The following is a 20,916-nucleotide window of genomic DNA, read 5'->3' on the forward strand; positions in this document are numbered from 1 at the left end:
TATAGCGGCGCCATGTCCAACCCGCCCGACACCGCCGCCGCGCCGGCCGAGCCGATCCCCGAATGCCCGCACTGCCAGAAGCCGATGCCGCTGTGCATCTGCGACAGCGTCTCGCCGATTGAAAATCGCCTCTCGCTCCTGATCCTCCAGCATCCGCAGGAGCAGGACAGGGCGCTCGGCACCGCGCGATTGCTTGCGAAGCATTTCGAAGATGCCACCGTGCGCGTCGGCCTGTCCTGGCCGAGCCTGTCCAAGGCGCTGGGACGGCCGGTCGAGAACGCCGCGCGTTGGGCCGTGCTCTATCTCGGCTCGGCCCGCGCCGCCGACCTCGACGCCGAGGGCGAGATCGTCGCGCTCAACCGCAAGGGCGAGGTCGCGGAGAACCAGCGCGCGATTCTCGGCAAGCTCGAAGGCGTGGTGCTGCTCGATGGCACGTGGAGCCAGGCCAAGGCGCTGTGGTGGCGTAATCCCTGGATGCTGAAGTGCCAGCGCGTGATCCTGAATCCGGCACACCCGTCGCGCTACGGGCGCCTGCGCAAGGAGCCACGCCGCGACGGGCTGTCGACCATCGAGGCCGCAGCGACCATCCTCGCCGGCCTGGAGCGGCGCCCTGACATTGCCGAGACACTGCATGCCAGCTTTGAACGGCTGTTAGCGCGCTACCGCGAGGTCCAGGCCGAGATGCCGGAATTGGCGCCGAGGCCCGCCCCCAAAGCGCGCCGCGACTTCCGCCGGCGCAAACGAACCTGATTCCAGGCGACATCGCCTGGGAGGGGCGCGAGACTTAGGACCGAATGTGCCGGCCGCCTGTCGCTCAAGGGCTGCGCACGACCGGCGCCAGACCGAATTATATTGAGAGATCAGGGGCTTGTGATGGAGGCCACGACCAGAATTGAACTGGTGTACACGGTTTTGCAGACCGTTGCGTAACCACTCCGCCACGTGGCCCCACTGGGCCTGTGAGTAGACATTTCCGTCACTTAGAGCAAGCGACAATCCTCTCCCGGGCGGTGCCCTTTGGCCACGCCAACGAGGAGCCCGCGGCCGGGCTTTTCGGCGAGCGCTTACAACAAAAGCCCGCGAGGCGGGCGCATCGATTCGCAAATGAAGCCGGCCTCAGCAGGCCGCGTACCAGCCGTCCGGAAAGGGCAGGAGAGGCCAGGCGCCCTCGTTGTCATTGGCGGCCATGGGCCTGTTCTTTGACACAGCGGCGTATGACCAGGAGCGAGGCGCGAAATCCTGCTCTGGCATGGGCGCGAAATCTTCGTGAGTCATGACGTCCCGGACGGCATCCAGCAGCAAGTTGAATTCGGCTTCGCTCATCACACCCTCCGGAACGCGGATGGCGCAATGTCGCAAAGCCGGTTTGTTTCCCGATTGATCGGATCGTTCGCATTTTAACGATCCGGCGATCAGGGCACGATTGGTTAGCGAGCGATGAAAATCCCCCGGCGAATTCTAGGTTCCTCTGCTCGGCCAGCAGTGTGAAGGAAATCACATCCTCGCAGGTTTATTTCTCGCAACCTCTCGTCCGACACCGGCCAGCGCAGCCGGACAGCGCAGCACGGGAGAGCGGTCATGAAGACGAGGTTCTTGCGGTTTGCAGGTGTGAAGAGCCGGGCGCGTCGGGCCTCGACGGTCGGGCTGTTTCTGACGTTGTTTGCCTCCACCGCCCACGCGCAGGGGACGCCGGAGCAGCGCCGGGCCTGCACGCCGGACGTCTATCGACTCTGCGCCGGCGAAATCCCCAATGTCCGCGCCATCACCGCGTGCCTGCGGCGCAACCGGGCCAGCCTGAGCGAATCCTGCCGCAGCGTGTTCGACCAGGCCGGCGGATAGGGCCTGTGGATTTGTGCGCAGCAAGTCGTTGGGCCGAGCGGGCAATCCGGCTTGGGCGGCCTGTGAATATGCTGCGGATAGTCTGTGGGAGACGGTGCGTCTCCCCGCGGCCGCAGATCATTGCGAGATCGGGCGCGTGTGGTTCTGCCGCATTTGCGATCGCCTCGCGCAGGCTCCGTCTGCGAACAGTTCTTGTGCAGCCGCATGCCCAAATCGCGAGCGCCGCATATCCAATTTTTTGTACGTCCGCGGACAAGCTTTTCCGTCCACTCCCAACCTAGTCTCGCTTCCGTGGTCTGGATCATGGCCAGGGCCATGACAATCAAGGGAGCGGGAGAATGGAGAGACGGGTTTTGCCCGAAGGGCGGGGAACGGCGCGCTCATCGTCACGGGGGCGCAAGCTTGCGGTTGGTGCCACAATCGCCTTTGGCCTGATCGCCGCCGCGCCGCTGAACGCTCAGGCCGCAGCGCCTGCCGCCTGCGCCGCACTCCAGGAGAAGTATCCGGACTGGAAGGGCAAGACGCTGGTCAACGCCATCAACCCGCACACACCCGGCTATGAGACCATCGACCCCAAGGATCCCAGCAAATACATCGGCTTCGACATCGATCTCGGCGAAGCCATCGGCGAGTGCCTCGGCTTCAAGCTGACCTACAAGCCCGTGACGTTCGCTGCACTCCTGACCACGCTCGCAGCCGGCCAGGCCGACATCGTCATATCCGACATCTACGCAACCAAGGAGCGGGCCAAGGCTGCTGACTTCATCACCTATTCGAAGGTGTTCGACGGTGTGCTCGTCGCCAAGGGCAATCCGAAGGGCATCAATGGCATCAACACGTCGCTGTGCGGCGCGGCCGCCGCCGAAAACACCGGCTATGTCGAGGTGCCGCTGATCCAGGCTCTTATCCCCGAATGCAAGAAGGCCGGCAAGCCCGAGCCGACCATCCAGCTCTACGACAACAATGCCAACTGCATCCAGGCAATCCTCGCGGGCCGCGCGGACACCTACATCAACGACGTCAACACCGTCGACAGCGCGGTGAAGGCCTACCCGGACAAGCTCGAGAAGGCGGTCGCGGTGACGATCCCATATTCGGTCGGCATCGCCGTTCCCAAGAACAAGCCGAAATTCCGCGACGCCGTGCTGGCTGCACTGATCGAAGTGCAGAAGGCCGGCACGCACATGGAGCTTCTGAAGAAGCATGGGCTCGATGTGAACAACTTCATGGAGCCGGAAATCCTCACGGCCGACTGATGTCGCTGTTCCTCCACTACCTGAGCATGCCATACCTGCTCGAGGGCATCGAGCTCACCCTCGAGGTGACCGCCCTCGGGCTCGGCGGCGGATTGATCCTCGGATTGATCCTCGCCGGAATGCAACTCTCGCGCTTCTGGCTGCTCTCGGCGATTGCGCGGGCCTACACCGTGATCTTCCGCGGCACGCCGCTGATCCTGCAAATGGTGTTCGCCTACGACGCGCTGCCGCATATTGGTATCAAGCTGCCGGCGGTGCTCGCGGCCGGCCTCGCACTTGCCTGCAACGAAGCGCCGTTCATCGCCGAGATGCTGCGAGCCGGCGTGCTCGGCGTCGATCGCGGCCAACGGACGGCCGGCCAGGCACTCGGCATGACGCCATCGGTGCTAATGCGCCGTGTGATCGCGCCGCAAGCGATCCGCACCATGATCCCGGCTTTCGGCAACGAAGCCGTCAGCGCGCTGAAGAATTCGTCGCTCGCCTCGGTGATCGCGGTGCAGGAACTGACCTTGCGCTCGACGCAATTGGCATCCTCCACCTTCGACTTCTTCTCGATCTTCTTCGCCTCCGGTCTTCTCTATCTCGTGCTGACCGCCACGATCAGCGTGATCCAGCTGTTCGTCGAATGGCTGCTCGATCTCGACCGTACGACCCGCCGCCAGCGCAAGCTCGCCGACTATCTGCCATGGCGCCGCGTCGATCTCGCCAGCAAACTCGAGCTTGCGGAGGCACCGGCGGATGAGCCTGAGCCGGTGAGGGCAGAACTTGTCGATACGCCCCCGCGCGCCCTGACCAAGGAAGAACGCGCTCGCCGGGCGGCCACGATCGCGCGCAACAATATCGCGGTCGAAGTAAAGGACCTGACCAAGACCTACGGCTCGCAAAAGGTGCTCGATGGCCTCGACCTGACGGTCCGCATCGGCGAGGTGGTGGCGCTGCTCGGCCCCAGCGGTTCCGGCAAGAGCACGCTGCTCCGCTGCATCAATCATCTGGAGAACTGGGAATCCGGCACCGTGCGCGTCGGCGGCCGCCGCCTCGGGTTCGGCGAGAACGGTAAGCCGTTGTCGCCCCGCGCTCTCTCGAACGAACGCGCCAGCGTCGGCGTCGGGATGGTGTTCCAGCAGTTCAACTTGTTTGCCCATTTGTCGGCCCGGGAGAACATCGCCGGTCCGTTGCGCTGGGTGCACGGCATGACCCGTATCGATGCCAACCGTCGCGCCACGGAGCTGCTCGACCGCGTCGGTCTCTCTCATCGCGCAGACGCGCTGCCGCGGCATCTCTCCGGCGGGCAGCAACAGCGCGTCGCTATCGCCCGCGCGCTCGCGCCGAATCCGAGCGTGCTGCTGCTGGACGAGCCGACCTCAGCGCTCGATCCCGAATTGGTCAACGAGGTGCTGGAGGTCATCCGCCGCCTCGCCATCGACGACGGCCTAACCATGATCATCTCGACCCATCAGATCCGCTTCGCCGACGAAGTTGCCGACCGCGTCGCGTTCCTGAGCGGTGGCGCGATCATCGAGGAGGGGCCCGCTCACGAGGTGCTCTCCAATCCCCGTAATCCGCTGACGGCGCGTTTCCTCAACGTGATGGAAGCCGACAAGACTCCGGACACGGTGCCATGAGCATCGTCTCTCCAAGGTTCAAGACCGCGTTCCCCGAAGAGGCCATCTCATGAAGCATTTCACGCTGCCAGTGTCGCCGAAGACCGTGCACTGGGGCTATTTCTCCAAGAAGGTAACGCCGGCGTTGACCCTGCGCTCAGGGGATCGCGCCACGATCGAGACGCTGACCCATCACGCCAATGACGATTACGAGCGCATGATCCAGGGCGATCCCGGCGCCGAGAGCGTGTTTCAGTGGACGCGCGAGCACAAGGCGGTGGCGCGGCGTGGCTCGGGTCCCGTCGAGGGCCCGTTCATCCGCGGTGCAGGCGAGGGGATCGGCGTGCACCTGCTCACCGGCCCCGTCGCGATCGAAGGCGCCGAACCCGGCGACATTCTCGAAGTGCGCATCCTCGACGTCCGACCGCGCCCGAGCTGCAGCGCCTGCCATGCCGGCCGCTGCTTCGGCTCCAACGTTGCGGCGAACTGGGGCTTTCACTATCACGATCTGATCGAAGAGCCGAAGCCCCGGGAGGTCGTCACCATCTTCGAACTGGACACCTCCGGCGAGCCTTACGCAAAGGCAGTCTACAACTACGTCTGGACGCCGCAGACCGATCCAGACGGCATCGTGCATCCGACCATCGATTATCCCGGTGTGCGCGTCGATCATGCGACCATCACCAAGCGCGAGAACATCCTGTCCAGCGTGAAAGTGCCGGCGCGCTTGCATTTCGGCACCATGGGGCTCGCCCCATCGGAAGCCGAGTTCGTCAGCTCGATCCCGCCGAGCTATACCGGCGGCAATATCGATGACTGGCGCATCGGCAAAGGAGCGCGGATGTTCTATCCAGTCGCGGTACCCGGCGCCTATTTCTCGGTCGGCGATCCCCACGCAGCCCAGGGCGACAGCGAACTCGGTGGCACCGCGATCGAGACGTCGCTGACCGGCGATTTCGAATTCATCCTGCACAAGAAGGCCGATCTCGCCGGCACCAGCCTGGACGGCCTCGATCATCCGATGCTCGAGACAGACCATGCCTGGTCGTTCTACGGCTTCACCTATCCGAACTATCTCGCAAGCCTCGGTGCTGATGCGCAAACGGAGATTGCCAATCACTCCAGTCTCGACCGTGCGATGCGCGATGCGTTCCGGAAGGTTCGTCGTTTCCTGATGACGGTGCATCGCCTCAGCGAAGACGAGGCGATCTCGCTGCTGTCGGTTGGCGCCGATTTCGGTGTCACGCAGGTTGTTGATGCCAATTGGGGGGTGCACGGCACGATCCGCAAAAACATCTTCCGGTGCGACTAATGCCTTGAGGCGCAGTCCGTTTTCGGGATGAACGCGTGACAGATCAACCTCATTTGCGGCCCGTCGGCGCGACGGACGAACGCCTTCGTCTGGCACAGAGGTTGCTTCGATCGACCGCAATGTGGGTCGATCCGATGAGTTTCCGTCCGTTCACGAGCGAGTCCTACGCACAAGACGACCGCCCCGAGGCATGGCGGGACGTGCTGGCGGCGGTCGGCCTGCAACCTGCGGGCGGCCACTGCTTCTTCGATGGCCACGCGACCGCGTCACATCGTCATGCTGACGGTGTGGCGCTGACCCGCATGGTCGCGGGCGCGCAGAGCGTTGGTCCGCTGTCGCGGACGAACGAAGATCTTCCGATCGCACTGATTCCGGTCGAGGACGGCATGGTGCTGAAGAGCGCCGGCGGCCATCGCATCATTCCCATCGGTCACCTCGTGCTGCTGCCGCGCAACGGTGACTGGAGCATCGCATTCCAGCGCGACATGCGCGCCATCGTCCTGTCGATAACATCGGATGCGCTGCATAGGCGCCACTCGGGCAAGCCGCGGCTCGATGAGCCGCGCGTCGTTCCGCCCGGCGGCTTTGCGGACGTGTTCGCACGGCTCTTGGACGCGACCGCACGCACGCTCGACACATTGAGCGATGCCGAATGGAATTCTCTCGCGCAGTCGCTCGTCGATCTGCAGCTCACTCTCACGCATCAATTGGCGGCCTCGAGCGCCGACGCCGGATCGAGTGCGACGCAGGCCGCGCTGCTGCACCGGATCTGCCAGACCATCGAGCGCCGCCTCGACGATCCCGATCTGGTGCCGGCGCGGGTTGCGGAGGCCGAAGGGATCTCCGAACGTTATTTGCAAAAGCTGTTCGAGACGGTTGGCGACAACTTTACCCATTACGTTCGCGAGCGTCGGCTCCAGCGTGCCTGGACCGATCTGTCGAGCCCGACTGAAGCGCATCGTTCGATCTCGGAGATCGCCTATGCCTACGGCTTCGGCGATTCCGCGCATTTCAGTCGCGCCTTCCGTCACCGCTTCGGCCTGCCGCCGCGCGAATTTCGCCAGCAGGAGGCGGAGCGGGCGACATTCCAACACGGCGTTGCCGGACAGCGTGGCTGGCCGCAGGAGGCACTGGCACAGCTTCGCGCACATCAGAGCGCGGAGGCGCGCAGCACAACCGCCCGCGCCGGCGCCGACGAGCAAACGACGACGGAGCGCAGGCATCATCATCTCCCGGTCGACGCGAGCCGCATCCATTGGGGCTATTTCAGCCGCTCGCTGCCGCCACAGGTCGAGATCGCCTCGGGCGACACCATCACCATCGAAACCTTGACGCAGCACGCCTCTGATGCTCCCGACGTGATGATCACGGGGGATGCTGGCGCTGAAGCGGTGTTCGGCTGGACGCGGGAGAAGAAAAACGTCGATCGCCGCGGTGCGGGTCCGATGGACGCGAGCGTGTTCGGTCGCGGCGCCGGCGAGGGCTTTGGCGTACACATTTGCACCGGTCCCGTGGCGGTCAAAGGCGCCCAGCCCGGCGACGTGCTGGAGGTGCGCATCCTCGACATTGTGCCGCGTGCGAGCCGCAATCCGGACCATGTTGGCCGGGTGTTCGGCTCCTCGGTCGCGGCTTGGTGGGGTTACCACTACAATGAGTTTCTGGGCGGTCTCAAGCCGCGTGAAGTCGTCACGATCTATGAGATCTTCGACGACGCTGAGATGCCGCATGCTCGGGCGCTCTATTCCTACCGTTGGGAGCCGCAGACCGATCCCTTCGGCGTGGTGCACACGACCTACGACTATCCCGGCGTGCCCGTTGCACCTGCCACGATCAAGCGGCGCCATGCCGTGCTCGACGACATCCGTATTCCCCTGCGGCCGCATTTCGGCGTGATCGCGGTGGCCCCGCGCGAGGTCGATTTCGTCGACTCCGTGCCGCCGTCCTATTTCGGCGGCAATCTGGACAATTGGCGGCTGGGGAAGGGGGCGACGGTATATCTCCCGGTTTCCGTTCCTGGCGCGCTTCTGTCGGTCGGCGATCCCCATGCCGCGCAAGGCGACGGCGAATTGAGCGGCACCGCCATCGAATGCTCGATGACCGGCACGTTCGAGGTGATCCTCCACAAGAAGGCCGATCTCGCCGGCCGGCCCTTCGCCGATCTCTCCTATCCTCTGATCGAGACCGAGACGGATTGGGTGCTGACCGGCTTCAGCCACCCGAATTACCTTGCCGAGTTCGGCGCGCAAGGCCAAAGCCAAGTCTACACGAAATCCTCGCTCGATCTCGCAATGAAGGATGCGTTCCGCAAGATGCGGCGCTTCCTGATGAACGTCAAAGGCCTCAGCGAGGATGAGGCGATCGCGCTGATGTCGGCAGCCGTCGATTTCGGCGTCACACAGGTGGTCGACGGCAATTGGGGCGTGCACGCGATCGTCAGCAAGCGCCTCTTCCAAAACTTGCCTTAAGCCCAGAGATATCAGAAATGAAATTCCATATGATCATCGGTGGACCGAAGCCGGTCGCGCCCTTTAGCCACGCCGTCGAGACCGACGGCTTCGTCTTCGTCACCGGCCAGATGCCGGATACGCCGCAGACACCAGGCGTGCTTCCCGACGGGATTGAAGCGCAGACCCGCGCAGTGATGGAGAACCTGAAGGTGGTTCTCGCCGGCGTCGACCTTGGCCTCGAGCATGTCGTCATGACGCGCATCTATCTGACGCGGTTCAAGGAAGACTACGCTGCGATGAACGAGACCTACCGCACGTTTTTTCCGCCGGATCGCCTGCCGGCCCGCACCTGTGTCGGCGTCACCGGCCTTGCTTATGACGCGCTGATCGAAATCGATCTGGTGTGCAGGCGGCCGTGAGCGATTCGAGGTCGAGATAGCCGCGCGGAGAGGACTGCCCCTCGCGTTCCAGCGCCCCGACCTTTGCTTAAAATTGCAATCTCCGCGTGCATCAAGTCTTGATCGCTTGTGATCTAGAGGTTGCCGCTCCGGCTTGAACGCAGACCCGGACCACGGCGACTAACCGACAGAGTGCATGAGGGCAGTGAGACGTGATCGCGATTCCGCTTCCTAAAGCACTAAAATGGTGCTTTAGTGCTTTTCATGAGCCCGTCGTCCCGAAACGCTCCGTCCGCGCTGCGTTACAGGCTTGCCCCCGACCCGGCCGCCAAGGCCGCGCTGGAGGCGACGTTTACGGCCTATGACCGCATGATGGAGATTCTCGACGAGGTCGCGCGGAGCCACAATGTGGGTTCCAACGTGGTCCTGCTCCACGCTCATGCCTATGAGCCGATCCGCAAACAGACCGCGCTGCCTTCGCGTCTCGTAACGCTGGGCTTGTGCGACCGTGCCGGTTACCGCGCGGCGCAGGGCCGCCGCCTGCCGCTGGACGACAAGCTCGCCAAGATCAAGGGGCCGGCCACCATCTCGATCGCGACCGTGCAGGGCCGCTTCAGCGTGCCATTCGACTATGCGGGCTATGCCGAAGGCTGGGGACAGAGCGTACCCGCGCATCTCATCCGTACCGACGACGGTTTCGAAGTTCACTACGGCGTCACGCCGAACACTCTGCCAGAGGAGGAGAACGCTATGGATAACATCGCTGCCGCCCCCGACAATTTCCTGTCCCGGGTCGGACGCCTGATCGCCGGGATCGCCTATGACGCGATCGAGCAGGCGGAGGGCAAGAACAAGCTCAAGGTGGTCGGGCAGGCCATCCGCGAGATCGAGCGCGCCGAGAGCGAAGCGCGCGATGCTCTCGCGGCCGCGCGGGCCGAGGAATACCGCCTCAACGCGCGCCGGAGCGAGATCGAGCGCGCGATGACCGATCTGACCGCCAAGATCGACGGGGCGATCGCGGACGGGCGCGACGATCTGGCTCGCGCCGGCATCGCGCGGCAGATGGATCTGGAGGCGCAATTCGAGGTGCTCTCGCGGGCCATCGACGAGAACAACGAGAAGATCGAGCAGTGCGTGACGTCGCTGCGCGCCGTGCTGTCGGCGCTCCAGGATGCCGAGCAGCGCCGTGCCGACCTGGAGAAGAGCGAGGCCGTCGCAAGCCAGCAGGCCTCGACATCGTCCAAGAAGCAGGGCGGCAGCTCAGCAGCGGCGAAGGCGCTGCGCGCGGGCAGGGCGGTGGCGCGGGCCACCGGCGTGCCGCCGGGCATCCCCTATTCGAGCGACATCGACGAGCTCAGCACGTTGCATCGCGACAAGGAAATTGCAGCGAGGCTGGCCCGGCTGAAGTCGGGCTCCTGAGTGCCGTGTCATGAGCGCTCTGCTCGAACACGTCATGTCGCCGGAGGTCAGGCCGTTCGCGATCGCGGCGGTCATGATCGTCATCGTCGGCTCGATCGAGGTAATCTCGATGCTGGTCGGGGCTTCGCTCAGCGAGATGCTCGGTACCAATATCGATTTCGCCCACCCCAGCGACAATGGCGTGATCAACGCGATCTCCTGGATCAATGTCGGTGGCGTGCCGCTGCTGATCTTCCTGCTGTTGCTGCTGGGCGCCTTCTCCATCACGGGCTTCCTGATCCAGGACATCGCGCGGATGGTGGCCGGTCCTTTGCCGGCGACCGTCGCCTCGGTCGGCGCGTTCGCCGCATCGGTTCCGCTGGTCCGCATTGCCAGCCGTGCCATCGCCCGGGTCATTCCCAAGGACGAGAGCTACGCCGTCGGCCTCGGCGATCTCGTCGGCCGGGTCGGTGAGGTCGTTGTCGGTCCGCTCGACCAGGGGCCGCCCGGCCGCGTCAGCGTCACCGACATCCATGGCAACCGTCACTTCGTCTCGGCGGTCGCAGCACCCTCATCATCGCCGCTGCCGCAGGGAACTCTGGTTCTCCTCGTCGATCGCGATGGCACCCGCTTCGTGGCGGTGAAGGCCGACGATGAACTCAAACCCGCCAAGACCAGTCTAAGCAGCTAGCACGTCCATCATCGGAGAAAGTCATGTTCGACATCGCAGTCCCGGCCCTGATCGGCGTCGCGCTGATCGTCGTCCTGGGGATCGTCTTCACCATTCTCTACAAGCGCGCAACGCGCGACGAGGCGTTCGTGCGCACCGGGCTCGGCGGCAAGAAGGTCGTGCTCGACGGCGGCGCCATGATCCTGCCGATCTTCCACTCCTATGCCAGCGTCAACCTGAAGACGCTGCGGCTCACCGTCGAGCGCAAGGAGCGGGAATCCCTGATCACCAAGGACCGCCTGCGCGTCGACATCGTCGCCGAGTTCTACGTTCGCGTCCGCCCCGACGAGGAGAGCATCGCACTCGCGAGCCAAACGCTCGGCGCGCTGACCAACGATGCCGAGGCACTGCGCAACCAGGTCGAGGCGAAATTCGTCGACGGCCTGCGCTCGGTGGCCGCGACCATGAGCATCCTGGAACTCCAGGAGAAGCGCTCGGACTTCGTCAAGCACGTGCAGTCGACGGTCGAGTCCGACGTGAAATCGAACGGCCTCGAGCTTGAATCGGTGTCGCTGACCAAGCTCGACCAGACCGACGTCAAGTTCTTCAACCCGGAGAATTTCTTCGACGCCGAGGGTCTGACCCAATTGAAGACCGTCACCGAGACCCGGCGGCGCGATCGAAACGCCATCGTCCGCGACAACGAGGTGGCGATCGCGCAAAAGGACCTCGAAGCGCGGCAGCAGACCCTCGGGATCGAGCGGACCAAGAAGGAGGCCGAGCTCTCCCAGGAGCGCGACATCGCCAACAAGACCGCGAGCACCCGCGCCGAGGTCGCGACCGCGACGCAGACCGCGCGTCTGACCGAGGAGAACGCCCGCATCGACACCGACCGTGCCGTTGCCGAGAAGGAGGCGGGCGCCAAGCAGGTCAAGGAAACCGCGGTGATCGAGTCGGATCTGGCGATCAACAAGCGCAAGACCGACGCCCAGCGCGAGATCCAGATCGCGACCCAGGAGAACGAAATCCAGATCGCCGCCAAGAGCAAGGAGACCTCGGAGGCCGTCGCCGAAGCCAAGACTGCCGAAGCGATCGCCGTCTCCGCGGAAGAGAAGGTCGTCACTGCGCGCGCCGTTGAGGTCGCCGATCGCGCCCGTCTCACCCAGGTGCTCGCCGCGCGCACCGAGGCCGAGCGCAAATCGACCGAGTTGATCGTTGCGGCCGAGGCCGAGAAGAAGGCCTCGCTCGATCGCGCCGAGGCCGTAAAGACGCTGGCCACCGCGGAAGCCGAGTCCAACAAGATCAAGGCCGTCGGTGTCCGCAACATCGGCGAGGCCGAGGCGGCCGTCATCACCATGAAGAACGAGGCCCAGAACAAGCTCGGCAGCAACGTCATCGATTTCGAGATCGCGAAGAGGCGGATCGAGACCATGCCGTCGGCGCTGGCCGAGATGGTGAAGCCGATCGCCAACCTCAAGGACGTCCGCATCCTGCACACCGGCGGCGCGTTCGGCGGGAACGGCGCCGGCGGCGGCAATGTCGGCTTCGGCGAAGGGCTTGCCGGCGAGCTTCTGAAGGTCCATGCGCTGCGTCCGATGATCGACGAGATCCTGCGACAGAGCGGCTTTACGCCGGACGACGATCCCGTGAAGGCGCTGGTCGGTGCCGTGACGGGTAAGAGCAACGGCGCCGCCGTGCCGGCCCCCGTATCGGAGAAAACAAACGCCGCCGATCTATGAATGCCCGTTCATTGCTGCGGAGAATTCGAAACGATAGAAGCAGGCCGTGCGCGTCTCGCGTCGCGCACATCTTCCGGAGGGCTGACCGACAGTGTTGAGCTGTCGATCGCGCTTCGGACGAATCTTGCGAGGCAACGCCATCTGTTGCCACGGCGCCTGCGCCGATCGACGCCAGGCGCCGAAGCCTGTTCGATCGGGAGCTTTTCAATGAAGCATTTTTTTTCTGGACTGGTCGCGATCGGACTTGCGATCGCCGCCGCGCCGTCATTTGCGGCTGACGCCCGCAACGTCACCGTCGTCAACGAGACGGGCTACGCCATCAAATTCCTCGGCTTCAACGCGCCGGACGATGGCCTCGACGAGTGGGAGAACGAACTCGAGAAGGTTTTGCAGAACCAGGCGAGCACCTATGTCGAGTTCGACGATGACGACGAGGGGTGCGTCTGGAACATCCGTGTCGACTGGCAGAACTATGACGAGGCCGTGCTCTGGAAGAACGTCAACCTCTGCAAGCTCACCGCGCTGCGGCTGCGCTACGATTCCGGCACCAAGACCACCTCGTTCCTGGCCGAGTAGGTCGGTTTGACACGACCGGAGGAGGGGGCGCGTTTGCCCCTTTCTCAGCCGCCTTGCCGAAGATGACGAATTCGTCCTTTGCAAGCGCAACCGGCTTTGTTATACGCAGCCGCGCGCGAACGACTGGTTCGCCTTTTCCTCGGTAGCTCAGCGGTAGAGCATCCGACTGTTAATCGGATGGTCGCTGGTTCGAATCCAGCCCGGGGAGCCAAATTTCATGGATATTTCAATAGGTTGAAGTCGCATTCTGATGTGGCGCGCGATACCGTTCGCGCATTTTGCGAGCATCGTTGGTCGGCGAATCCCTTTGAATCGCGTTCAAGCAGACGTGTCCGGCGGCGCGGTCACGCCATGAGGACGGCGCCAAATCGACTCAATTCAAATCGAGCTTGGCCGATGCCGGAGTTTCACGGAGCTGATTCCCATGCCAGACATTCAGGTCGACCGTCATATGGCCCCCTCGATTCTGCCGGCTGACATTCCCGAGCTCAGCGACGACGAGTGCCTCGCTTGCCTCGCGCGTGCGGTCGAGGCGCCCGATTCGGCGCGACTGGACGAGGTCGCCGCCTTGATCGGCCGCCTTGCGGTGACGATCGAATAACCAACCCGGCATCCCTGATGCGCTGAGCTGCACGCCGGAGCGGGCTCTTCCCGGCCAACGGCCATGTTGCGTTTTGGCCGGGCATGTACCAAAGATGCCGCCAACTCATCTCGGCTGCATTGGCCGCATTTCAGGGTCCGCAAATGTCCGGTTTCTCGACCGCGCGCCAAAAGATGGTCGATGGCCAGGTGCGCACCAGTGACGTCACTGACCGTCGTATTCTCGATGCCATGCTCACGGTTCCTCGCGAGGCCTTCGTTCCGGCCAGCCGGCAGGCATTGGCTTACCTCGACCTCGACCTCGATGTGAGCGAGGGCGGCACCAAGCGTTACCTGATCAAGCCGCAACTGACCGGCAAGCTGCTCCAGGCCGCCGACATCGGCGAGGGCGACAACGTGCTGGTGGTTGGCTGCGCCACAGGCTATCTCGCCGCGCTGAGCGCCAGGCTTGCACGTCAGGTCACCGCCACCGAATGCGATTCAGCTCTGGCCGCCAAGGCCAAGGATGCCTTTGCCGCGCTTGGACTCGCCAACGTCACCTGCAAGGCCGCGTCCTGCGCCGAAGGCGATGCTTCCGCTGGCCCCTACGACGTGATCGTCCTCAACGGCGCTGCCGAGGTCACGCCGGAGGCATTGCTCGGGCAGCTCAAGGAGGGCGGGCGGCTGGTGGGCGTTTCGGCCGAATCGGAGCCGCCACGGGCCATGATTGTGACACATACCCACGGTGAATTCGGCCATCGGGCGCTGTTCGATGCCGCCGCCCCGGTCCTTCCCGGGTTGGAACGGACCGCTGCCTTCGTATTCTGACACCTAGAGCTATAAAATACCGTTCTGAATCAGAAGTGTGGCCGGGATGCTGCACGTAAAGAGTTTCCACTGAGAACTACCCAGAGGTAGTTCCGTCACACCAATCCGCGTCCTATGTTGCGGCGGGGCAACGACTCCACTCGGTAGACGGTAACCCAGCTCGCGGGCACGAGGTGGGCGTTAGAATGAACGGAATTTCAGGGATGCATGGGGTGAAGCTCTTCACCGGAGCTGCGGTTTCGGTCCTGCTGCTGTCGCTAGCCGGGCCGGTGCCTGCCTTGGCGGACACGATCGAGTCCGCGCTGGTGCGCGCTTATCAGAACAATCCGCAGCTCAACGCGCAACGTGCCCAGGTGCGCTCGACTGACGAGAATGTGCCGCAAGCTTTGTCGGGCTATCGCCCCAGGGTCTCGCTGTCGGCGAGCGGTGGTTATCAGTACTCGGACTTCCAAAGCCAGCGCGGCGGTGCGCCAACCAGCGGGCCCGGCATTCCGCGAAGCGTCGGACTGACTGCTTCCCAGACCTTGTACAATGGCAACCAGACGGCCAACCGGACGCGCGCCGCCGAGAGCCAGGTCTCAGGCGCCCGCGAGGCGCTGCGCAGCCTCGATCAAAGCGTGCTGCTCCAGGCCTCAACGACCTACATGGATTATCTGCGCGATGCCGCCACGCTCGAAGTCCAGCGCAGCAACGTGCGCGTGCTCGAGCAGACGCTGAAGCAGACGCGCGACCGCTTCAATGTCGGTGAAGTGACCCGCACCGACGTTGCGCAATCCGAAGCTCAGCTGGCGGCGGGCAAGACGCAGGCCCTGACCGCGGAAGCGAATCTCACCACGACGCGCGCCAACTTCCGCCGCATCATCGGCAACGATCCGGTGAATCTTGCACCCGGATCGCCTGTCGACCGTTTCCTGCCGGCAACGCTGGCTGCAGCGGTCGAGCTCGGCCTCGTCGAGCATCCCAACGTCACCGCGGCAATGTTCGGCATCGACGTCAATTTCCTGCAGGTCAAGGTTGCCGAGGGTGCCCTGCTGCCTACGGTCTCGTTGCAGGCGTCCGTGACCCAGGCCTATGAACAGTCTTTAATTCAGTACCGCTCGTTTAACGCTGCCGCGGTCGCGCAGATCTCGGTGCCGATCTATCAGGGCGGCGGTGAATATTCGCTGATCCGTCAGTCCAAGGAAAATCTGGCGCAGCAGCGTCTCAACCTCGAAACCACACGCGACCAGACGCGTGCGACAGTGGTGCAGTGGTGGGGCAACTTGCAGGCCGGCAAGGCGCAGGTGCAGTCCGCCCAGGCGCAGGTCGCAGCGTCCGAGATCGCGCTGAACGGTGTGCGCGAAGAAGCCAAGGCGGGCCAGCGCACCACGCTCGACGTCCTCAACGCCCAGCAGGCGCTGGTCAATGCGCGTGTCGCGCTGGTCACCGCGCAGCACGACCGCGTGGTTGCATCCTATAACGTCCTCGCAGCTGTCGGCCGTCTGTCGCCGCAGGTGCTCGGCCTCGCAACGACGGTTTATGATCCCTCCGTGCACTACCAGCAGGTCCGCGACAGCTGGGCCGGCGTACGCACGCCCGACGGACGCTGATCTCCATAAGTATCCGGTCGGCTTTGCAAACAGCTGCGGCCGACCGGTGCTTTGCTTGCAATCATCAAAATCCCTGACATAGCCTTGCCAAGAAGATGCGGGTCGATTCGCCTGTATCGATGCCGTGTGCGTAAAGCTTGAGTGCCGCGGGCAGGGGCGCACCGCCGCACGTTGAGCCGTGATCTGGGGACAAGTCGGGCTACCACGACGAAAATGTCGGGCCGTCGATCCGGAACCGGCCAATCCTGTCGTGCTTGGTGTAAAACAACGCATGCGAGGGCGTTGATGATGTGGAGTCGGAGATGACGCAGCCTGCAAAGGTCACAGAACCCTCGATGGAGGAGATTCTGGCCTCGATCCGGCGCATCATTGCCGACGATGAGGCCAAGCCACCGCCGACAGAGGCCGCAAAACCTGAGAAGGCCGCGGCAGCCGCCGCGCCGCCAAAGCCGCAGGCGATGAACGACATTCCGCCATCCAAGGTCGCTCCGCCGAAACCGGCCGCCGAGCAGCCTGCACCGCCGCCGGCCGCGAAGCCGGCGCCGCCACCACCGGCGCCTGCGGCGGACGCATCCAACAGCCAGGACGATATCGACGCGCTGCTGGCCGGGCTCGACGCGGCCACGCCTGCGCCCGAGGTCCGTGCTCCCGAGCCGGAGCCAGAGCCTGAACCCGACGTGCTCGAATTGACCGACGAGATGGCGGTGGACCCGACGCCGCCTCCGCCGCCTCCGAGCTTCCGCAAGGTCGAGCCGCGCGACGATCTGGAATTCGCCGAATCGCCGCAGCCCCGCCCAGCGCCGCCGTCCTACGCGCCGGTGGACTTCGATGCGCCACCTTTGCCGCCGCAACAGCCGATGCTCGCGCAATCGACCGTCTCCGCGGTCGAATCCGCCTTCAACTCGCTGGCCCACACGGTGCTGAGCAGCAATGCGCGGACCCTGGAGGATCTGGTCAAGGAGATGCTGCGTCCGATGCTGAAATCCTGGCTCGATGACAATTTGCCGGGCCTGGTTGAACGCATCGTGAAGGCCGAGATCGAGCGGGTCTCGCGCGGCGGCCGCTGAGAAGGGCCGTGCGGCCCCGATAAAGCCCTGCTCCTGCGTCATATTAGGCCAGCGGCCCAGGCCGGAGACGCCTGCCGTTGAGCTTCCCGTTGACTCGAACCGCGCGCGCGGCTTTCTAGCAGCCCCATGATCGAAAAAAATTACCAGCCCGCCGATATCGAAACCCGCATGTCCGTCGTGTGGGAGGACAGCCTCGCTTTCAAGGCCGGCCGTCCCGACCGCCGCGACGCGGTGCCCTTCACCATCGTGATCCCGCCGCCGAACGTGACGGGCTCGCTGCACATGGGCCATGCCCTCAACAATACGCTCCAGGACATCCTGTGCCGGTTCGAGCGCATGCGCGGCCGCGACGTGCTCTGGCAGCCCGGCACCGACCATGCCGGCATCGCCACCCAGATGGTGGTCGAGCGGCAATTGATGGAGCGGCAGCAGCCTGGCCGTCGCGAGATGGGCCGCGAGAAGTTTCTCGAGCGCGTCTGGCAGTGGAAGGCCGAGAGCGGCGACACCATCACCAACCAGCTCAAGCGCCTCGGCGCGTCCTGCGACTGGTCGCGCGAGCGCTTCACCATGGACGAGGGCCTCTCGAATGCCGTCGTCAAAGTGTTCGTCGAACTGCACCGCGAGGGGCTGATCTACAAGGACAAGCGGCTGGTGAACTGGGACACCAAGCTCTTGACCGCGATCTCCGATCTCGAGGTGCAGCAGACCGAGGTCAAAGGCAGCCTCTGGTATTTGCGCTACCCGATCGAGGGCAAGACTTTCAGCCCCGAGGATCCCTCGAGCTTCATCGTCGTCGCCACCACGCGCCCCGAGACCATGCTTGGCGATACCGGCGTGGCCGTGCATCCCGATGACGAGCGCTATCACAAGCTGGTCGGCAAGAACGTGATCCTGCCGCTGGTCGGCCGCAAGATCAAAATCGTCGCCGATGACTATTCCGATCCCGAGAAGGGCTCGGGCGCGGTGAAGATTACGCCGGCGCACGACTTCAACGATTTCGAGGTCGGCAATCGCCACGGCCTGAGCCGGATCAGCGTGATCGACAGGGAAGGCTGCCTCGATCTCGTCGACAACGAGGATTATCTGCGCGCCCTGCCGGAAGGCGCCGCGCAATTCGCCGAGGAGTTCCACAAGGTCGATCGCTTCGTCGCGCGCAAGCGTATCGTCGAGCGGCTAGAGAGCTTCGGCTTCGTCGAGCGGATCGAGCCGCACACCCACATGGTGCCGCACGGCGATCGCTCCAACAGCGTGATCGAGCCATATCTGACCGACCAATGGTATGTCGACGCCAAGACGATGGCCCGGCCCGCGATCGCGGCGGTGCGCTCGGGCGAAACCAGCTTCGTGCCGAAAAATTGGGAGAAGACCTATTTCGACTGGATGGAGAACATCCAGCCCTGGTGCATCTCGCGCCAGCTCTGGTGGGGCCACCAGATCCCGGCCTGGTACGGACCTGACGGCAAGGTGTTCGTCGCCGAGACCGAGGAAGAGGCCGTCAGCCACGCGCTCGGCTATTACGTCGAGCAAGAGGTCATCACGGTCGAGCAGGGGCGCGAGATGGCGCTCGACCGCAACAAGCGCGAAGGCTTCATCACCCGCGACGAGGATGTGCTCGACACCTGGTTCTCTTCGGCGCTGTGGCCGTTCTCGACGCTCGGCTGGCCCGAAGATGCGCCCGAGGTGCAGCGCTATTATCCAACCAACGCGCTGGTGACCGGCTTCGACATCATCTTCTTCTGGGTCGCCCGCATGATGATGATGGGCCTGCACTTCATGAAGGAGGTGCCGTTCTCGACCATCTACATCCACGCCCTCGTCCGCGACGAGAAGGGCGCCAAGATGTCGAAGTCGAAGGGCAACGTCATCGATCCCCTGAACCTGATCGACGAATATGGCGCGGACGCGCTGCGCTTCACGCTGGCCGCAATGGCGGCGCAGGGGCGCGACATCAAGCTCGCCACCAGCCGCGTCGAGGGCTACCGCAATTTCGCGACCAAGCTCTGGAACGCCTCCCGTTTCGCCGAGATGAACCACTGCGCCGTGCCCGAGGGCTTCGAGCCGGCGAAGGTCAAGGAGACGTTGAACCGCTGGATCGCGCATGAGAGCGCGCACACCACGCGGGAGGTGACCGAGGCGATCGAGGCCTATCGCTTCAACGATGCCGCCGGCAGCATCTACCGCTTCGTCTGGAACGTCTATTGCGACTGGTATCTCGAGCTCGCAAAGCCCGTGCTGCTCGGACCGGACAGTCCCGCCAAGGACGAGACCCGCGCCATGGTCGCCTGGGCGCGCGACGAGATCCTCAAGCTGCTGCACCCCTTCATGCCCTTCATCACCGAAGAGCTGTGGGAGGTGACGGCCAAGCGCGAAGGCTTGCTCGCATTGGCGCCGTGGCCGCTGAAGCCGACCGAGCCGACGGTGGAGCAGCTTGCGATGCTCGCGGCGGCGACCGGGCCGACCGACCCGCTCGCCTCGCCCGCCTGGGTGCTGCCGATCTTCGACCACGCCGACTTCACCGATCCCAAGGCCGAAGCCGAGATCGGTTGGGTCATCGACCTCGTCACCCAGATCCGCTCGGTCCGCGCCGAGATGAACATCCCGCCGGCAACGCTGACGGCGCTGGTGCTCGCCGGCGCCTCGGCCAGGGAGCGCGCACCGCGCTGGACCGATGTCATTAAGCGCATGGCGCGGCTGTCGGACATTTCCTTTGCCGATCGCGCGCCTGACGGTGCGGTTCAGCTCCTGGTGCGCGGCGAGGTGGCTGCGCTTCCGCTGAAGGGCGTGATCGACGTCGCCGCCGAACGCGCGCGCCTCGACAAGGAGATCGGCAAGGCCGATGCCGACATCAAGCGTGCCGAGTCGAAGCTCGCGAACGAGAAATTCGTCGCCAACGCGGCCGAGGAGGTCGTCGAGGAGGAGCGTGAAAAGCGCGAGGCCGCCCTGGCTCGCAAAGCGAAGCTGCTCGAGGCGCTGGAGCGGCTGAAGCAGGCGTCGTAGGGCTACTTCGGAAACGGCTTGCTCAGAAACTTCGAGCCCCTGACGCCATAGCGCCAGGGCAGCTCCACGGCCTTGGTGATGCCGATCCGGATGCCGGTTGCGACATCGACATCCTCCGTCCGCGCATGCAGCGCGATCGGCCGCCGATCGAGGGGCAGGGCGTTGTGCGCGATCGTGATGCCGAGTGCTTCGGTCAGCTTGCCCGGGCCCGAGCACAGCGCATGCAGGTCCTGCAGATGACGGCGACGACGCATCGCAGCCAGGCCTTGCGTCGGCTCCAGCGCGCGGATCAGCACGGCACTGGCCGAGCCTTCCTCCTCGCAGACGAAGTTCACGCACCAATGGATGCCGTAGGAGCGGTAGACATAGGCAAAACCGGGCGGGCCGAACATGATCTGGTTCCGCGGCGTCGGGCCGTTGTAGGAGTGCGCCGCCGGCTCGGTATGATGATAGGCCTCGACCTCGACGATGATCCCGCCGACGCCGTCGACCAGCATGGTGGCCCCAATCAGATCGCGGGCGACCTCGCGCACCTCGCGGTTGAAAAAGGCACGCTTCAGCGGCTTGCCAAGCCGTGGCGTGGAGGGTTTCGAGACTGGAGCCATTCGAGGTGGGAATCG

At 64.4% G+C, this 20,916-nt stretch carries 18 protein-coding genes and 2 tRNA genes; 17 read left to right on the forward strand and 3 right to left on the reverse strand.

The genetic code is table 11. The features are described 5' to 3' along the window. Nucleotides 1-12: 12 nt before the first annotated feature. Complete coding sequence (locus HAP40_RS19260; protein ID WP_166816325.1) at nucleotides 13-750, forward strand: tRNA-uridine aminocarboxypropyltransferase; 738 nt, start codon at nucleotides 13-15, stop codon at nucleotides 748-750. A gap of 124 nt (nucleotides 751-874) precedes the next feature. Here HAP40_RS19260 and HAP40_RS19265 read toward each other — a convergent pair. Continuing rightward, nucleotides 875-948 (reverse strand) — tRNA-Cys (locus HAP40_RS19265). A gap of 168 nt (nucleotides 949-1,116) precedes the next feature. Beyond that, nucleotides 1,117-1,323, reverse strand: coding sequence for a hypothetical protein (locus tag HAP40_RS19270; RefSeq protein ID WP_166816324.1), 207 nt, complete (start codon nucleotides 1,321-1,323; stop codon nucleotides 1,117-1,119). A gap of 255 nt (nucleotides 1,324-1,578) precedes the next feature. Between HAP40_RS19270 and HAP40_RS19275 the strand changes: the two genes are divergently transcribed. The 16 genes from HAP40_RS19275 (at nucleotide 1,579) to HAP40_RS19350 (ending at nucleotide 20,296) form a co-directional block, all read left to right on the forward strand. Continuing rightward, nucleotides 1,579-1,839 (forward strand): hypothetical protein, encoded by a 261-nt coding sequence (locus HAP40_RS19275; RefSeq protein ID WP_166816323.1) that lies wholly within the window; start codon nucleotides 1,579-1,581, stop codon nucleotides 1,837-1,839. A 338-nt stretch (nucleotides 1,840-2,177) separates the two neighbouring features. Continuing rightward, on the forward strand, nucleotides 2,178-3,095 hold the full coding sequence (locus tag HAP40_RS19280; RefSeq protein WP_166816322.1) for an ABC transporter substrate-binding protein: 918 nt from the start codon (nucleotides 2,178-2,180) through the stop codon (nucleotides 3,093-3,095). Next, nucleotides 3,095-4,717: an amino acid ABC transporter permease/ATP-binding protein gene (locus HAP40_RS19285; protein WP_166816321.1), complete on the forward strand. Its 1,623-nt coding sequence runs from the start codon at nucleotides 3,095-3,097 to the stop codon at nucleotides 4,715-4,717. Before HAP40_RS19280 ends, HAP40_RS19285 begins: the two co-directional genes overlap by 1 nt. A 49-nt stretch (nucleotides 4,718-4,766) precedes the next feature. Continuing rightward, nucleotides 4,767-6,008 (forward strand): acetamidase/formamidase family protein, encoded by a 1,242-nt coding sequence (locus tag HAP40_RS19290; protein ID WP_166816320.1) that lies wholly within the window; start codon nucleotides 4,767-4,769, stop codon nucleotides 6,006-6,008. Between the two features lie 134 nt (nucleotides 6,009-6,142). Further along, nucleotides 6,143-8,473, forward strand: a complete 2,331-nt coding sequence (locus HAP40_RS19295; protein WP_166816319.1) for an acetamidase/formamidase family protein — start codon at nucleotides 6,143-6,145, stop codon at nucleotides 8,471-8,473. 17 nt (nucleotides 8,474-8,490) lie between these two features. After that, nucleotides 8,491-8,874: a RidA family protein gene (locus tag HAP40_RS19300; RefSeq protein WP_166816318.1), complete on the forward strand. Its 384-nt coding sequence runs from the start codon at nucleotides 8,491-8,493 to the stop codon at nucleotides 8,872-8,874. A 234-nt stretch (nucleotides 8,875-9,108) separates the two neighbouring features. Next, on the forward strand, nucleotides 9,109-10,272 hold the full coding sequence (locus HAP40_RS19305) for a PspA/IM30 family protein (RefSeq protein WP_166816317.1): 1,164 nt from the start codon (nucleotides 9,109-9,111) through the stop codon (nucleotides 10,270-10,272). Between the two features lie 10 nt (nucleotides 10,273-10,282). Continuing rightward, nucleotides 10,283-10,942: an OB-fold-containig protein gene (locus HAP40_RS19310; RefSeq protein WP_166816316.1), complete on the forward strand. Its 660-nt coding sequence runs from the start codon at nucleotides 10,283-10,285 to the stop codon at nucleotides 10,940-10,942. Between the two features lie 23 nt (nucleotides 10,943-10,965). Beyond that, the gene (locus HAP40_RS19315) at nucleotides 10,966-12,660 is read left to right on the forward strand and encodes a flotillin family protein (RefSeq protein ID WP_166816315.1); all 1,695 of its coding nucleotides are present in this window, start codon (nucleotides 10,966-10,968) and stop codon (nucleotides 12,658-12,660) included. A 207-nt stretch (nucleotides 12,661-12,867) separates the two neighbouring features. Further along, nucleotides 12,868-13,236, forward strand: coding sequence for a hypothetical protein (locus HAP40_RS19320; RefSeq protein ID WP_166816314.1), 369 nt, complete (start codon nucleotides 12,868-12,870; stop codon nucleotides 13,234-13,236). A gap of 136 nt (nucleotides 13,237-13,372) precedes the next feature. Beyond that, a tRNA-Asn gene (locus tag HAP40_RS19325) sits at nucleotides 13,373-13,447 on the forward strand. A 213-nt stretch (nucleotides 13,448-13,660) separates the two neighbouring features. Beyond that, on the forward strand, nucleotides 13,661-13,837 hold the full coding sequence (locus HAP40_RS19330; protein ID WP_166816313.1) for a hypothetical protein: 177 nt from the start codon (nucleotides 13,661-13,663) through the stop codon (nucleotides 13,835-13,837). A gap of 143 nt (nucleotides 13,838-13,980) precedes the next feature. After that, nucleotides 13,981-14,643: a protein-L-isoaspartate O-methyltransferase family protein gene (locus HAP40_RS19335; RefSeq protein WP_166816312.1), complete on the forward strand. Its 663-nt coding sequence runs from the start codon at nucleotides 13,981-13,983 to the stop codon at nucleotides 14,641-14,643. A gap of 203 nt (nucleotides 14,644-14,846) precedes the next feature. Next, nucleotides 14,847-16,232: a TolC family outer membrane protein gene (locus HAP40_RS19340; protein WP_166819449.1), complete on the forward strand. Its 1,386-nt coding sequence runs from the start codon at nucleotides 14,847-14,849 to the stop codon at nucleotides 16,230-16,232. Nucleotides 16,233-16,534: 302 nt separating this feature from the next. Then, complete coding sequence (locus HAP40_RS19345; RefSeq protein WP_166816311.1) at nucleotides 16,535-17,299, forward strand: PopZ family protein; 765 nt, start codon at nucleotides 16,535-16,537, stop codon at nucleotides 17,297-17,299. Nucleotides 17,300-17,425: 126 nt separating this feature from the next. Then, nucleotides 17,426-20,296: a valine--tRNA ligase gene (locus HAP40_RS19350; protein WP_166816310.1), complete on the forward strand. Its 2,871-nt coding sequence runs from the start codon at nucleotides 17,426-17,428 to the stop codon at nucleotides 20,294-20,296. 2 nt (nucleotides 20,297-20,298) lie between these two features. On the opposite strand, the gene HAP40_RS19355 is transcribed toward HAP40_RS19350, so the two are convergent. After that, entirely contained in the window at nucleotides 20,299-20,901 is a 603-nt protein-coding gene (locus HAP40_RS19355; RefSeq protein WP_166816309.1) for a DNA-3-methyladenine glycosylase, read from the reverse strand. Nucleotides 20,902-20,916: the final 15 nt, after the last annotated feature.

This window comes from Bradyrhizobium sp. 1(2017), assembly GCF_011602485.2.
Classification (GTDB): Bacteria; Pseudomonadota; Alphaproteobacteria; order Rhizobiales; family Xanthobacteraceae; genus Bradyrhizobium.